This is a genomic window from Pseudanabaena cinerea FACHB-1277 (genome assembly GCF_014696345.1).
Taxonomy (GTDB): Bacteria; Cyanobacteriota; Cyanobacteriia; order Pseudanabaenales; family Pseudanabaenaceae; genus Pseudanabaena; species Pseudanabaena cinerea.
On record NZ_JACJPY010000041.1, the window covers coordinates 21635 to 36599 of the forward strand.

Annotated in this window: 10 protein-coding genes and 1 pseudogene; 8 read left to right on the plus strand and 3 right to left on the minus strand. The window is 44.5% G+C overall.

The features are described from left to right. The first annotated feature begins 6 nt into the window (after positions 1-6). Positions 7-2439: a S8 family peptidase gene (locus H6F44_RS13250; RefSeq protein WP_190351451.1), complete on the plus strand. Its 2433-nt coding sequence runs from the start codon at positions 7-9 to the stop codon at positions 2437-2439. Positions 2440-2450: 11 nt separating this feature from the next. Here the strand turns inward: H6F44_RS13250 and H6F44_RS13255 are convergent, their stop codons facing one another. Both H6F44_RS13255 and H6F44_RS13260 read right to left on the minus strand, forming a co-directional pair. Then, on the minus strand, positions 2451-2879 hold the full coding sequence (locus H6F44_RS13255) for a DUF7680 family protein (protein ID WP_190351453.1): 429 nt from the start codon (positions 2877-2879) through the stop codon (positions 2451-2453). A gap of 106 nt (positions 2880-2985) precedes the next feature. Beyond that, a complete protein-coding gene (locus tag H6F44_RS13260; protein WP_190351471.1) occupies positions 2986-6243 on the minus strand; it encodes an ATP-binding protein in 3258 nt (1085 codons plus the stop codon). A 511-nt stretch (positions 6244-6754) separates the two neighbouring features. On the opposite strand from H6F44_RS13260, the gene H6F44_RS13265 reads away from it, so the two are divergent. The 7 genes from H6F44_RS13265 to H6F44_RS13295 all read left to right on the plus strand — a co-directional run bounded on the left by H6F44_RS13265 (position 6755) and on the right by H6F44_RS13295 (position 14744). After that, on the plus strand, positions 6755-6904 hold the full coding sequence (locus H6F44_RS13265) for a hypothetical protein (RefSeq protein WP_190351455.1): 150 nt from the start codon (positions 6755-6757) through the stop codon (positions 6902-6904). Positions 6905-7162: 258 nt separating this feature from the next. Further along, the gene (locus H6F44_RS13270; RefSeq protein WP_190351456.1) at positions 7163-8797 is read left to right on the plus strand and encodes a methyl-accepting chemotaxis protein; all 1635 of its coding nucleotides are present in this window, start codon (positions 7163-7165) and stop codon (positions 8795-8797) included. Continuing rightward, the gene (locus tag H6F44_RS13275) at positions 8797-11445 is read left to right on the plus strand and encodes a hybrid sensor histidine kinase/response regulator (protein ID WP_190351458.1); all 2649 of its coding nucleotides are present in this window, start codon (positions 8797-8799) and stop codon (positions 11443-11445) included. The genes H6F44_RS13270 and H6F44_RS13275 overlap by 1 nt, the downstream gene beginning before the upstream one ends. 43 nt (positions 11446-11488) lie before the next feature. Then, positions 11489-12097, plus strand: a complete 609-nt coding sequence (locus H6F44_RS13280) for a COP23 domain-containing protein (protein WP_190351459.1) — start codon at positions 11489-11491, stop codon at positions 12095-12097. A 161-nt stretch (positions 12098-12258) separates the two neighbouring features. Further along, positions 12259-13008 (plus strand): S1 family peptidase, encoded by a 750-nt coding sequence (locus tag H6F44_RS13285; RefSeq protein WP_206754465.1) that lies wholly within the window; start codon positions 12259-12261, stop codon positions 13006-13008. A gap of 22 nt (positions 13009-13030) precedes the next feature. Continuing rightward, the gene (locus H6F44_RS13290; protein ID WP_190351463.1) at positions 13031-13921 is read left to right on the plus strand and encodes a S1 family peptidase; all 891 of its coding nucleotides are present in this window, start codon (positions 13031-13033) and stop codon (positions 13919-13921) included. A gap of 172 nt (positions 13922-14093) precedes the next feature. Then, on the plus strand, positions 14094-14744 hold the full coding sequence (locus tag H6F44_RS13295; RefSeq protein ID WP_190351465.1) for a type I restriction enzyme HsdR N-terminal domain-containing protein: 651 nt from the start codon (positions 14094-14096) through the stop codon (positions 14742-14744). A 98-nt stretch (positions 14745-14842) separates the two neighbouring features. Here the strand turns inward: H6F44_RS13295 and H6F44_RS23200 are convergent. After that, positions 14843-14965 (minus strand): annotated as a pseudogene (locus tag H6F44_RS23200) (IS4 family transposase); the annotation flags it as partial.

A 14965-nucleotide genomic window follows, 5' to 3' on the forward strand; every position in this document is an offset into this window, starting at 1 on the left:
GCCAATATGAGTAAATTTGAACATCTCAAACTACCCGTAACCACTATTAATCTCCCAAAAAGAAGTAAGGGGGGAGGTAGCTCTGGTGGTACAAACCGAGATCGCAGTAGTCACGGGCAAAAATTATCAGATCAAGTATTAGGTTTGTTAAAACGCCCAGAAAAAGAGCGATCTCTCTTTACTATTAACCCAAAGCTAATCTTCAAAATTAAACTAGCACCAAAAAGTATATTGCCAGAAGCTAGTCTGCCAGGTATAGGTTTAACCCTACTCGCTCAAGAATCAAGCGAACAGAAAGCTATCGTTGTTTTCTCGTCTGAACAAGAACTTACAAATTTTCAAGAAAAGCTGAAAGTCTATAGTAATGTGGGCGAGGGTTATGACTATGGCTATTTGGATGTGATCGAGGATATAGTCCCCTTAGAACCACAGGATCGCGTAGGTCGAAGGTTAGAACTAGAACCATTAGAAGCTAACGAACTTGTCGCCCTAGATTTAGAACTATGGCATACAGGCGATCTCGTAGAGATGAAAACTTACTTGGATAATTTAGATGAGGTGCTTAGAACAATCACAGAAGATTCGCCCATGCGGGTTAGCGATAGATATATTGGTGAATACATCTGCATAGCCAGAATTAAAGTTACCAAAGAGTTCGTAGAAGATATCCTACTTACAGATGAATATGTTAAAGAAATAGACCGCAGACCCCAGCCAGCCTTTGAGTCTTCTAGCGAATATAACCCTCCTTTGTCAGATTTTCCTGAAATTGCCCCACCTCCCGATAATATCTGTGGAATATTAGTAATTGACTCAGGTGTGCATGGAGGGCATCCAGCGATTATCCCTGCTCTTGCAGAAGCCTCAGAATTTTCCGCTCCCAATTTCGTCCTATCCAGTCCTAATGATGAAAACGGTCATGGTACAGGTGTTTCAGGAATTGCTATCTACGGAGATATTAAGCAATGTATTACCAATCGTCTTTTTCAACCAACTGCATGGTTATTCTCTGCCCGTGTAACAGATGCAAATAATCAGTACGATCCCGACTCTCTTTTGGAGAATCAGCTAGAGAAAGCTATTAATTATTTCATCAAAGCCTATCCTAATTGCAAAGTCATTAACATTTCCTTAGGAGATTCGCGCTTAGTCTTCACAGATGGACAGAAGCAATTTAGATTGGCAGCCAAAATTGACGAAATTGCATACAGCTATCAGGATAAAAACCTTGTCTTTGTCATCTCGGCTGGCAACTTTCAGTATAACCCTGACTCCAATGAACTAATTCATAGTGATTACCCTAACTACCTTCTGAATGAAAAAGCAGGAATTATCGAACCTGCAACTTCTGCTATCGCCCTTTCTGTAGGTTCACTATCATTGGGTATGGGTAGCTTCTTTTATCACGAAGATGCTCAGAGAAACGTAGTGGCAAAAATTCTTGGATATCCTTCACCGTTTACCAGATCTGGTTTTGGGGTAGATGGAGCAATTAAGCCAGAACTTGTAGACTTTGGTGGCGATCTTGTAATAGATAGAACAAGAGTTATCTATAATGATCCTAGTGCGGCAATTCTGACTTTATCTAAAGATTCGTCTTCCTCTTTATTCCGAGCATACTGTGGCACTAGCTTTGCTGCCCCTCGCATTGCCAATATAGCTGCTCAACTTTTCACAGAGTTCCCTAACGCTAGTTCCAACTTGATTAGAGCTTTAATTGTTAACTCTGCCACTTTACCAAAGGAAATTCCTTCTGCCTTTCAGGGAGATACGCATAAAAATAACAGAAACAAAATCTATGGTTATGGGCGACCTAATTTAGCAAGAGCATTATACTCAGTCGAGAATTATGTTGTTCTCCTAGTAGACAATGCAAAAATCCCTGTTGGGAACTTCCAGATGTATGAGATTCCACCTTTACCCAAAAGTTTTCTGGAAACTAAAGGTGATAGGACTTTAACAGTAACACTTGCTTTCGATCCCCCAACACGACCAACAAGAGGAGATTCCTATCTTGGAATAACTATGGAATTTCATTTGTTTAGAAATATAGATGATCCTCAGAAGATCACTAATGCCTTTGTCAATGCCAAAAAGACCGAATCAGAGAATGACTTTACAGAAATTTCCATCGAGGATCTAAAGAAGCAGTACCCAGGTTCAGGTATTACCGTCGATCTTTCCCCAGGAGTGAATCTCCGAAAAAAAGGAACAGTCCAGAGTGGTAAGGTCAAAATAAAGGATAGGGCGCTGTATATAATAGAGAACCCACTCTACTTGGTTGTCGCATGTAATCGAAAATGGGTAAAGGAAGGAGAGTATGATTCCCAGCGATACGCAATAGTAGTATCAGTTGAGCATTCTGATCATAATGTTGATTTGTACAATGAACTAAGGCTTAAGACTCAAGTAGTCCAAAGGGTTCGTATTCGTTCCTGATTTTTCTTTTCTTAGTCTCCCAGCAACACCCGAATTGCTTTAAGAGCATTTCTTTTAGACCCATTGGACACCTTCGCAAACCAATAATGCGCCTCCTCATTACTCATCGCCGTCACACCATTAGCAATATTGGCAATACGCTCCTCCTTCGAGAGTGGCTGCACCGTCTGAAATAGCAAAGCCAAGCTTACCCCTGACTGTTCATCAAGGACATAGGGCGCTTGGCGATCGCATTTCAAAGTTTTGGGATCGTACTTATTTGCTTTCAATGCAGCATAGATCGCCTGTCTGGTCAGCACCAACGCATTACCCTTGAGCTTACCGATTCGCTTTGCCGCAGGGCGCTTTTTTTCACCCGCTTGCTTATAAGCACATTGGTATAGCTCCAAAGCAAAATTATTGTTGTCGGTGGGTACAACCCTTAGTTGAAACTCTTGCATTACCTCTCTCCAAAAGATTAATTAACGTCCGCGCAAGCATCTTGCTTGCATATACCCAGAAATCCGCAGGCAAGATGCCTGCGCTTACGGTTTCTTAAATTAGGATTTAGTAACTTACCCTCGTAGTTAGAGATAGGCGATCAACAGGGTTACGCATTAAGGCTTGCTGTAAAGTTTGCAATTCATTACCATTGGGCGCGATCGCAGGGTCAAAGGTAAATGTTAGCTTGAGACTCACATTAGCTCTAACTCCCTCAGCACTCAGCAAAGCGTTGATAGGATTCGAGAAACTTTGAAAACCACGCAATCCGCCTTGATAGTCGAAACGCACAAACTGTTTGTCCATCTGAATCGTTGCCTTCTGATCAATCTCAAAGACAAATTTACTGAGTAATGGGAAAGCTGTCATCAGCTTGCGATAGTCCGTCACTTGATCGATCATAATTTCGATACTGTGAATCGCTTTTACTTTGTAATCAGCACAGCGATCGCTAAATCCTGTAAACGTAGCATTAACAGTACCAGACAGATCAATGATTTCAGGTTTTAGCAGCTCAAGAGGTAAGTTTATATCACTTACGCCAGTTCCTGAACTTGCAGCAGTTCCAACTGGATAGGATGAAATCACAGCATTAGTCTCTTTCTCTGCGGTTTCCCCATTGCCATAGTCCGCCACAATTTTAAAAGTCGTGGTTTGACTAATTTGTACCTGACGACTATCCGATGGTAAAAATTCACCAGCGATCGGTACTCCATCCTGATAAAGCTTGACCGATAACGCACCTTGCGATCGCCAGCGTAAATTCACAGTTTTAGCTAATTCACTACTGGGCATTACCTGAGCAGATAACTCAATCACACGTGGCTCAGGTGGCTTGAGGATGCCACGCCGATATAACTCCATGCGATCGGAAAACTCAATTGTGTCAGGCGTAGCGCAAGCATCGTGCTTGCTTCCCTGACCTTTACCATCATCACCCCGAATATAAACCTTCGTGCCAACCTTTAAGTCCCATTGCCCTTCCTGTATGCCCTTACGGATTGTTTCCCGTAACTTAGGAATATCTGCATCTAGCAACATCTGCAAACCAAGAGATTTGGCAAATTCTTCTTTTAAAGCTTTGGTTGTCCAATGGTCTAAACCCGCTAACCACACCTTTTGCAAAATATACGCAGGAGCAAATGCACCAGCATCTTCTGCTCGAATCTTTTGGCAATCTTTTAAAGACTTGAGAATCACATCTTGTTGGTTCTTATTACCCTTGACATCACTGGAAGATTCCGCAGGTAAAGTGAAATGCAGCAATCCTTTCGGTGCTTTTACAGGATCATTGGTTGGATAAAACAAATGGCGGTAGGCATTAGTTAAAGCAACTCTTACCTCTAAATCCTTTGCGCCACCCCGTTCCTTTAGTTGCTTACGCTGATTTTCTGATAAGTCCTCTTGACGATTTGGTGACTTGAGAATGTTTTGAATGGCAAGATGCTCTTTAGTAATATCAATTGCTCGCTCTAGTTCCTGCTTATTGGCAACTAAAAACAGCAACCGATTGCGAAATGTGCGGAACTTACCAGACTCACCCGTATTATTAAAAATTTGCTCAACTAGATTCGGTGCAACATCGGTGGAAGCATTCACAGTTCCTTGATCAAAGTCAATTACACAAAGGGCAATATCATCAGGTTTATCGTCAACATCACCCGAACTTTCAGGACTAGCAACTAAGGTAAATACTTTATTGGCAAAAATGCTATCGCGACGCGATCGCAGATGGTCTTTCGCTGTGAGATTGCCAATCTGCTCTTTCTCTTCCGCAATAATTTTATTGATCGATGGTTCTTCTTTAAAACGGGCGATCGTTGTAATCGGATCGATATCCAGATACCATGCCACGCTCGTTAATCGATCTAATACAGGGTCAATATAACTAATCTCAACTTGAGGCATCAGCAAAGCTAAATTTAGCTCGGCACGTCGAATCCCTGCCGCAGTACCTTGATTGATCGAATGTAAGAAAATCGTTCTGGCTACCCAAGTCGCAAATGGTGGTTTACCTGCCGCTTCCCACTGGCGATCGTGGACTTGAGCATGGGCAGGCTTTCCTTCGGCATTAAAAATATCCGCTTGAATCGGATTACGCATCAAGGGTCTTTGTAGTCTTGATGTAAATTCTCCTGTCACTCCTTCATCTATCCCAATCGGAATATGATGCGGATGAATCATTGGTATCCAAGCCTTTGGATCTTGCCATAAATATCGCACCACCATTGCCAATAGGCGCAATGCCCCCCTTGTACGTTGAAAGTTTTGAATTGATGCAACTTTTTTTGTCAGTAGATCAAAGAGTTCAGGAGAAAAAGGATAGCTAGATTGCAAAATCTGAGCATGATTGGCATCTTTACAGCTATCTGGCAAATTGATCCGACTGGCTCTATAGGTGTGTAAGTATTCCTGAGCAGCACTCTTAGCTATCTTTTCGTCAATACTTTTAAAAATTCTTTGCTTAACAATGTTGTAAATTTCAATATCTGTACTTGGACTCAGCACCCGTTCCTGTCGAGCCGAGGTTTTTTGCGCTTCCAACTCCTCTTTCAGAGTGGCAGTTTCTTCGCCAAAAGCATCAGATACAGAAGCAAGAGTATATACCAGAACCAGATTATTACAAGAAGCAGCTAAGTCCATGAGTGCAAATAAAAATGCCACGACTTGACCAGACAAGTCGCTACTACCAACGGTAATAGCTTTCGCTCGGCGCAAATATTGAGCAATTTCATCAAGAATAATTACTGTTGGTTGATCGGTGATTATTCTTTGTAACACTTGCGTACCAGGACTGACCCTCTGTTCATCTGCCCCTTTCAGTAATCTATAACCATCAATTCCGCCAAGTTGATAGGCAATTTCTCCCCATATTGTGTAAATAGTTAATCCTGACTCTTGGTGTAAAACCCCTTCCACACCACCAAGATCTTGACAGGCGATCGCCGCCACTTGGATCGGGCGATCGGGAATAATTGTAATGTCATCTACAAATCTATCTAACCCATTTATTAGTCTTCCATTTCTGGCAATATGCCAAATCGCGATTTCATCGTGGGTTTTACCACCGCCAAAACTGGTTTCTAAGCGAATTACAGGCGAACCAGTATCCTTACCTGTTAAACGCCCAAACACTTCGGATATCAGGGTCTTGAGTCCATTTGTCGGAAATGTATTTGCAAAAAATGTATTTGGGTCTTGATAAACTAAGGGCGCATTACCATCCACCACTTGCTTTAATTTTGCAGCAAATACATCCTCTGATAGGTTCCCCCCAAGCACTTCATCGCGTGGTACACAGGTTTCAAAAATAGATTTCAACATAGTTTCAATTCTTTGAGCTTTTTTTTTGATATCCATTCGTCCCAAAAACAAGCCCTTTACAAAACCTACTAACACTAGAAATACTTGTGTAAATCCTTCCCCCGATCGCCAAAATCGATTTTGCTTTTGTGGGTCAGACATCTTGTCTGACAAGGATTACAATTATTTTTGTCAGTCAATCAGGAGTTGGTGATGACCATTGCGCGATGGCAACGCAATCTATCAATTGATATAACGACTATATCAGATATTTTTAGTTTCTGTGTTACAAAAAAGCAATGTTTACGAAGTGGTAAATATATTGATCGAAGTTCACGGCGTAAGCCCTGTGACCCATATCACGCCATATTCTCACCCTCAACTTCACGAGAACCTAGATTAGCGATCGCACTGCACTGTCGACCTTGATAGCAGACGATACTAAATCCCATGGAGAAAAAATTAACAGGGCAGCAGCAATGATCCTCAACTCACCAAGTCAAGTTCGCTCAATTATCATCGAAAAGCCAGATTGACTTCCCTACATCCCTATAAAGCACCCGAAATTATTGCCTTACCAGCGATCGCTATTGAGCAAAATCATTACATAGAACGAGTAATTAATTTGGCGTATTGTTGTGAGGCACACCAAGGTAATGCTGCATATGGTTGTATCTTGTAAGTACTAGAACTCTTGCGTTTTTAAATTTTCGGATCTTAATCTTGTCGTATGTTTATTTACAAACTGCTACAGATTTAACACCGAGACGCAAAATGACGTAGCTTTATTCTGCACATTTAAAGTTCTGACTTGGTTTTGGCTTGGTTCTGACTTGGTTCTGACTTGGTTTTATCTTTAATACGTGCAAGGATGACCGCACTTTTGTTAGTTGGTATGACTGGATTCATGCAGGAGCAATCCTGTTAAACATAAACAGATATGGCAAATAAATCTCCCCTTTCAAATAAGAAGCCTAGGGCAAGACAAAGGAGAAAACCTGCCGATGTCACTGCGCCGATGTCTAAGCAGGTATCGAATAATAGTAGTTGGCTCAATGATTTGCCGATTAGTGCCAAAATTTTATTTGCGATTGGCTCGACTAGTTTCTTGTCCTTATCTGGTTTGGCGATCGCCTCTTTGTATTTGAGTAATACCCTTACACCAATTGTCAGCGTTGAAGCGAAGAACCAGTTATCTGGCGCAACTTTGTTTGTGTTTGGGTTAGGCTTTTTATTGATTGTGATGAGTTCACTATTTGGGCTATTTATTGGTAGCACCCTCAGCAAGCGGATTCGGCAACTAGAGGCGATCGCGAGGCAATATGCGGCAGGTGACTTTAACCTGACTGTGGCGGTGGGTGCAAAGGATGAGGTGGGACGACTGGCGGATGTGTTTAATTTGATGACGACTAATTTGGCTCAAAATAAAACTGAGCAAACTAACGCCCAAGTTGAGGCGGAGTCGCAAAATAATATTTTTCAGAATGAAATTTCTCACCTACTAGATGTGGTGTCTGAGTTGGAAATGGGGGACTTGACGGCAAAGGCGGAGGTCAGCCCCCATGCGACGGGTTTGATTGCGGATACGCTCAATCGTCTGTCGGAACAGTTGGCAGAGGTATTGGCGGCGGTGTTGCAGACGGCGCAGCAGGTGACAGTACGCACCGATCGCCTAGAGCAGTTGGCGATCGCCGTGTCGCAAAATGCTCAACAACAAGAAGGACTGGTGGTGCAAGCCCGTTTAGGGATTGAGGATGTGAACCAGTTGGCAGAGGATGCCGCTCAACAGGCGATCGCGGCGAACAAGGCGGTGCAGAGGGTGCGATCGGCGGTGCGGCAGGGGGAGGAGCAAATTATTGACTTGACGGCTTCGATCACCTCCCTTCAGGCTGCTACGGTGCAGATGGTGCAACGGATTAAAAACCTTGGTGAATTCGTGGCTCTGGCAAAACAATTTGTGCTGGATCAAAAGCGGCTTGCCTCGCTCACCCAAGTACTGGCAACTAACGCCTCGATGGTGGCAACAAGGGCATTAGAACAACGCGATCCTGAACAATTTGTCTCTGTGGCAAGGGAATTTGAAGCGATCGCCTCACAGGTTAATGCCCTAGCGACCCAAACCAATCAGGGGCTAATCGTCTTGCAACAGCGCACAGGCTCCGTTGATGTGGTGGTATCGGGTATCGATCAAGACGTGCGTGACGTGAATAGCTTGGTGTCAGACTTTACCAATAGCGTTGATAGTTCTGAGCAGACCTTTACGAATATTGCCAATGTGACAGAAGAGCTTGCGGAGATCGGCACATCGGTAACAGAATCTTCAAGAGCGATCGCGGAAGCGGTTAAATTTAGCTTGGCTTCGATGCAGGATATTGAGGCGATCGCCGAGCGTTCTGCTTCTCAGGCGCAATTTACCCGCGATCAATCGGGCAGAATGGGAATGTTAGCAAGGCAACTGCTAGAAAAGGTACAATTTTTCCGCCTGCCCCTGATGCCAGAAGCTAATGCAACTGACTTAGCGGCAAATGAGCTTGAAGATATAGATTTTATTGAGGTTGGAAGTATCGGAAAGTAATGGCAAATTCAGAGTTTAACGATCTGCAATTGCAAGACGAATTGCGTCATCTATTTGAAATAGATACCCAGAAAGATCTGCAACTATATGTGCAAACTGTGAGCCATCTTAGCGCCGACACTTGGCGTACCGATATTCAACAGTTATATCGCTCTGTGCATACGATTAAGGGCGGTGCGGTTACGGTTGGGTTTCAATCTCTGTTGCAGGTGGCAACGATTCTCGAAGATCTCTTATCCGACCTGCGTTACTTGGATGCGGCTCCGCCCCTTGAAGATGGCGAATTGGTGAACTATCTGATCGAAGCGGGGGAATTGCTGATCGGCGTGGTGCAGATGGCAGATCCGCAGATGGCAGCAAGCAGTGCCGAGGCGGCAGTTCGCTATATCCAAACCCTGCGCGATCGCATTCAGGCACAATATCTGCCCGAATGGAATGAAATGCGCCAAGTGCAGCAGGAATTTGCAGATCAAGGCTTTGACCTCGTGACGCTGGATTTGGAAATGGCGATCGAAGATTTGCCTCCTGAAGGGGAAGTCACTGCGGCGGCACTGGAGATAGCCCAAATGACGATCACCCAATTGTTAGAGATTGGTACAGAAATCGGCTTGGCGAAAGATTGGCATGAGTATGTGCAGGTAGGTTTAGAGAAGTTCTGCGATCGCCTTGACTGTGAACTGTGGCGCTCCGAATGGATGCCCTTTTTGCGTGAGGTCAAAGGGTCGGCGCGGCAGGGCGGGGTGCTTGCTTTGCTGCCCACCTCTGTACCAGAAATCACCCAGCCCGAACCCATCGCTGTCCCTGCTTTTAGCGTCACCCCTGCCGCCGATGTGCAGATCCCCGTGCCTTTAGAACGTCTAGAGCGATCGTCGCAATATCTTGTCGAAACGATGATGGCAACCCGAGCCACCCAAAGCTTCTATCAGTCCGTATTCACTAACCTGATGCCTCTAGTTACCCTTGCTCAAAATAGCGTGCAGTACATTACCCAACTACGGGAGGTGCAGGATGACTATGCTTTGCTGGATGTGGCAGGGGAAAAGGATGGGCTGAAGGTGGAGCGCTATCGGCAAGGCTATATTGCCATTAACCGCCTTTTAGAAATTAGCCTACGCTTGATTGAGCTAGGCTCAGAAACTGGCGAATCGGCAAGACGTACCGCCGACAGTATTCAAGTTTTGGATCGCAGTCTGCGTAACCTTCAGCAAACCATCGAAGAAAGTCGGCTCGTTCCCTTTGAAACCCTTGCTTTCAGAGCGAGAGGTATTCTGCGGGATTTGATGGCAAGGGTGGGAAAATCGGTGAAATTTGCGATTATCGGAGAACAAATCGAACTTGATGCAGGTACTTTGCGTAACCTTGAACCCGTATTGCTGCACCTATTGCGAAATTCCTACGATCATGGCATCGAAGAACCTGAAGAACGCCAAAAACTTGGCAAACCAGCCCAAGGGCGCATCGAATTGTCCCTCAAGCGGCGCGGTAGTATTTTTGACTTGAGTATTCGTGATGATGGTCGTGGCGTTGATCCCCATCGCATCAGTGAGATCGCCAAATCCAAAAATTTACCCCTAACCGATACTAGTACACCCGATCGCTTACTGAGTGTATTGTGCCAATCGGGATTTACCTCCGCTAAGACGGTGAGTGATATATCTGGGCGCGGCGTGGGGATGGATGTGGTGGCAAGTCAAGTGGCACAGATGAATGGCAAACTTAACCTTGTGTCACAGGTGGGCAAAGGTTCTAACTTTACAATTCAGATTCCTGTACCGCATTTATTTGTGCGCTGTATGCTATTGCAGGCATTAGAACGTACCTTTGCGGTTCCCACTTCCGAAATTTATACCACAGCATTAATGGAGAGTTTGGTCTGGCACAAAACCGATCGCCAAGACTACACCATTGAGATTAATGAGGAAAATGGCAGCGTGCCAGCGATCGATCTCTATCAATATTGGCAAGGACAGTCGGCAATGCGTCCTCTATTGCCCACAGCGATCGCCGTTCGCACCAAAAAACTAGGAGCCTATGATAAAGATGCACAGGGCGTTTGGCTCATTGCCGATACCCTCGTTGGGCAGAGTGACTTACTAGTTACGCCCATCCCTAGCCCCCTCAATGCCCCCATTGGCTTAGTGGGGATGAGCTTAATGCCCGATGGTAAATTGATTCCCGTGATCGATGCACTATCCTTTGCTGAAGCATTTTTTGGTGCAGATCCAGATTTGATTGCCTTTAGCAGTGATAGCGATGCCTCAATATTAGAACTAGCCAGCGATCGGCAAATCTTGGTAGTTGATGATGCGGCATTGATGCGGCGGCGCATTGAAAGCAGCCTCGCCCCCCAAGGCTATGATATTGCCACCTGTGAGGATGGCATGGAGGCTTGGCAGTGGTTGCAGCGCCATCAACAGCCCGCCATGCTAATCACTGATATTGAAATGCCACAAATGGATGGATTCACCCTAATTGATCGCTGCCGTCAAGCGGGAATGACCATGCCGATTCTAGTAATTTCTTCGCGTTTAGCAGAAGAATGGTCAAGGGAAACCAGCCGCCTTGGCGCTACAGACTACCTCACCAAGGGTTTTGCAACGGCGGACTTGGTTAATAAAGTTAGTTCTTTAATTGCTAGCCGCAACTGATGATATAGCCTGTTAGAATTTCATCAGTGTCACGTCTAAAACTATGAAAACTAATTTTGTCAATGTTTTGGCTTTGAGTGCAACTGCGATCGCCAGTATCTTTCTTGCGGCAAACCCTAGCCAAGCCCAGAGAGGTCAAGGTTTTTACTGTGATACATCGGGTGGCAGCCCCGCCACGATGTACCAAAATTCAGAGGGTGGGGTAGAAAGATGGATTTCTTGGGATTCTAACTTCTTTACTGATGCGGGTTGGACACCTGCAACTCGCTGTCGGGAAGTGAGCAATCGTTTAGAATCCTATCGAACTGCCAAGCTCCTCAAATATGTGACTGTGGGGCGCATGAATGGGGAAAATGTGATCTGCACCGCCAGTGAGAAGAATGGACGTTGTGGCGGCTTGATCTATACCCTCAAGCCAGGACAGGATGCGATCAGGACGCTTTATACTTTCTTCGGCTTGCGTGAGGGGCAAGCGGGTGTGCCTGTTCTCAGTGAAAGTGCCGAAATTCCTTACATTGACGTAAGTGGGCGGCTAGGACGTGACGCTGCTGCTACAACCAAAGTTCAGCCAGCCCGAACAACTCCTGCGGTCAATAATCCTGCGGTTAAACCCCAACCTGCATCGGGCGTGCGTAAAGGTGATTTTGATTAAAGTTGCCACTAGCTCCATTTAGGTTTGAGCCGATGTCCAAGCGATCGCCGTTGCAACTACTTTTACAAATAACTTACAGAACCATTGAGGTACTGCTTGTTGGTATCTCAATGGTTTTTATTAGCTATTTTTTGGCAGCAACGAAAGTTCCAGCTAATCCTATGGCAGTTGAGCCAAGTAAAAGCCCTCAAGGAATTTCCCCTGATCATTCCCGATTATTAAAAACGCGCATTCACCAATCGGCAATTGCCACTACGGTGAGAATCCTAATTTTCAATAATTCTGGAACTGCGATCACTTCTGGCTCTGGCGTGATGGTTGGGAAGTCAGGAAATACCTATACAGTGCTGACAAATCTTCATGTTTTGCAGTTTGCCGATCGCGCAGTTATTCTCACTCCCGATGGCTTAGAACATTCGCTAATGTCAAAATCCCATACTGCTAAGTTTGGCGATAACGACATGGCGATCGCCCAGTTTTCCAGTCCGCAACCCTATGCGATTGCCCACATTAGGCGCGAACCTTTGCAGATAGGCGATCGCGTCTTTGCTTCGGGATTTCCCATTTATCGCGATCGGAGTTTAGTGACAACTTTTGCTATAGGTCTGCAAGGCTTCCGTTTTACGGAAGGAATTGTATCACTCTTACCAGCTAAATCTCTGACACAGGGTTACAGCATCGGCTATAGCAACGATATTGTGGTGGGCATGAGTGGCGGTCCAATTTTTGATGAATCAGGTTTTTTAGTGGGAATCAATGGTCGCATTAAAAACCGTGATCCAGACTTTGGTGGTTACACTTTTGACGATGGTACTGAACCTTCACCAATGCTTTTGCAACAAATGCTGAAAGCAAGTTGGGGCGTTCCCATTAGTACCTATTTACGGTTTTCTATCCATTCTCATCTTTAAATAAATACATCAGGAGTCACATATGCGTTTCGATTTATCCAATGTTTTGACGGGTACGGCAATTGTGGCAGCGATCACCATTAGTCAACCGATGGCAGCATCAGCAAAAACAGCCAAGGAAGTTGCTCAAGTCGCCGTACCAACCACTGTCCGCATTGACAATCCATTAGGAACAAATCTGGGTGGTTCTGGCGTGATTATTGCCAAGAGTGGTAACACTTATACCGTTTTGACCTGCAATCATGTGGTCAAAAATTCTAGCCTCGATTACAAAATCTATACCAGCAAGAAGAAGACTTATAATGTGACGCAAGTTATCCATTTGCCGAAAACTGCGGGCGATCTCGATTTGGCGATCGTCAAGTTTGAAAGTCCTGACGAACAAGCAGTTGCGCCAATTTCCGATTCTGATGAAGCCAGCATTGGTTCGGGGGTTTATATCTCTGGATATCCCATGTCCATTGAAGTAGCAGGAGAACGTGAGTATGAGTTTACCAACGGACAGGTTTCTAGCCGTCCTGATAAGCGCCCAGGGGGCTACACAATGCGCTACACCGCCGTTACCAGAAGGGGGATGAGTGGTGGACCCGTATTTGATGTCAGTGGTCGCGTGGTGGGAATTCATGGTCAAGGCGATCGCGAGAAAGAATCAACCGCAAGTGGTGTGGAAATTAAAACAGGTTTGAATGCTGCCGTTCCTGTGAATAGTTTTACAGCGATTATGCCTTCGCTCAATTTGAATAAATCCGATCTTGCCTTTGATAATTCTAAGCCTGACGACACGCCGACAACTAAACCCACTCGCGAAGAGGTGAGGAGTTGGGAGCAGGACTTTGCATTGGCTGTGGGTGTCGGTGTTTTGAGGCAGATTGGTGTGCCTGTGCCATCATTTATCCCTGGCTTCCGTTTTTAGTGATAGCTTCGTAGGATGTGTTAGTGCAACGTAACGCATCAATTGCATAAAGCAATTGCATAAAGCAATTGCATAAAGTGCTTAAAGATGATCGGTTATGCGATCGCTAACCCATCCTACATTTAACCAAAATATAAATTTGATAAATTTGAATTGATTTAGGAGAAAAATCATGGTTCAAACATTACAAGCCTCAAGACTGAATTTATATGATGTGAAAGCAAAATTTCATATTCGTCAAGGTCAAAACGATCGCTTTTTTACACTATTACTGCAAGATGCGCCTGCCCTAAGTGATCTTGAGAAACAAATTTTGGATCGCACGAAACAGCAATATCTCTATCTTGCCGAGCGTCCGCTTTTGGAAGTAACGGTCAAGATGGTTACTCTGTCACCTTTGCTGTCGTTGGCAGGATTTTACGAGCCACCTTTTTATACAACTTTAGAAGAATCCATTGAGGTGGTGTCTCAGGACGGTGCAGAAACAGTGCGGGGACAGATTGATGTTTTGGTTTTACAAAATACGATTTGGGTGGTGGTAATTGAAGCGAAAAGCATTCAATATGATGTGATGATGGCGTTGCCACAAGCCTTGACTTATATGATATCTAGTCCCCAGCGATCGCCTGAAATAGATTCTAAAAAAGATTTATTTGGCATGATTACCAATGGGCGCGAGTTTCGTTTTATTAAACTCAATTCAGAAGTCGAGCTAACCTATACACTATCTAAGGTTTTTTCGCTTTCAGAAACAGAAAATCACTTATATGATGTCTTGCAAATCCTCAAGGCGATCGCGCAAATTATTCTCGAAGATTCTTGATAGTGTTTAATTTATTTAGGAGCTATTCCCCAGAAGTGTTGAATCAGACATGAGGTTATCCTAAAGATGGACACACTACTCCTGCAAAAAGCGTGATTTCAGCTTAATATCACCATCTTTCTAAACCAATGTACATAACTGATATTCTCACTCATGAATGCTTGTAAATACCTCAGTTTATCTAACATCTTACAGCCAAACTCTTTTGGTATCTCTACTAG

What these genes read in the sequence shown, in the direction of transcription:
- H6F44_RS13250 (WP_190351451.1), top strand. Translation starts at nt 7, where the DNA reads ATGAGTAAATTTGAACATCTCAAACTACCCGTAACCACTATTAATCTC.
- H6F44_RS13255 (WP_190351453.1), bottom strand. Translation starts at nt 2,879, where the DNA reads ATGCAAGAGTTTCAACTAAGGGTTGTACCCACCGACAACAATAATTTT.
- H6F44_RS13260 (WP_190351471.1), bottom strand. Translation starts at nt 6,243, where the DNA reads ATGTTGAAATCTATTTTTGAAACCTGTGTACCACGCGATGAAGTGCTT.
- H6F44_RS13270 (WP_190351456.1), top strand. Translation starts at nt 7,163, where the DNA reads ATGGCAAATAAATCTCCCCTTTCAAATAAGAAGCCTAGGGCAAGACAA.
- H6F44_RS13275 (WP_190351458.1), top strand. Translation starts at nt 8,797, where the DNA reads ATGGCAAATTCAGAGTTTAACGATCTGCAATTGCAAGACGAATTGCGT.
- H6F44_RS13280 (WP_190351459.1), top strand. Translation starts at nt 11,489, where the DNA reads ATGAAAACTAATTTTGTCAATGTTTTGGCTTTGAGTGCAACTGCGATC.
- H6F44_RS13285 (WP_206754465.1), top strand. Translation starts at nt 12,259, where the DNA reads ATGGCAGTTGAGCCAAGTAAAAGCCCTCAAGGAATTTCCCCTGATCAT.
- H6F44_RS13290 (WP_190351463.1), top strand. Translation starts at nt 13,031, where the DNA reads ATGCGTTTCGATTTATCCAATGTTTTGACGGGTACGGCAATTGTGGCA.
- H6F44_RS13295 (WP_190351465.1), top strand. Translation starts at nt 14,094, where the DNA reads ATGGTTCAAACATTACAAGCCTCAAGACTGAATTTATATGATGTGAAA.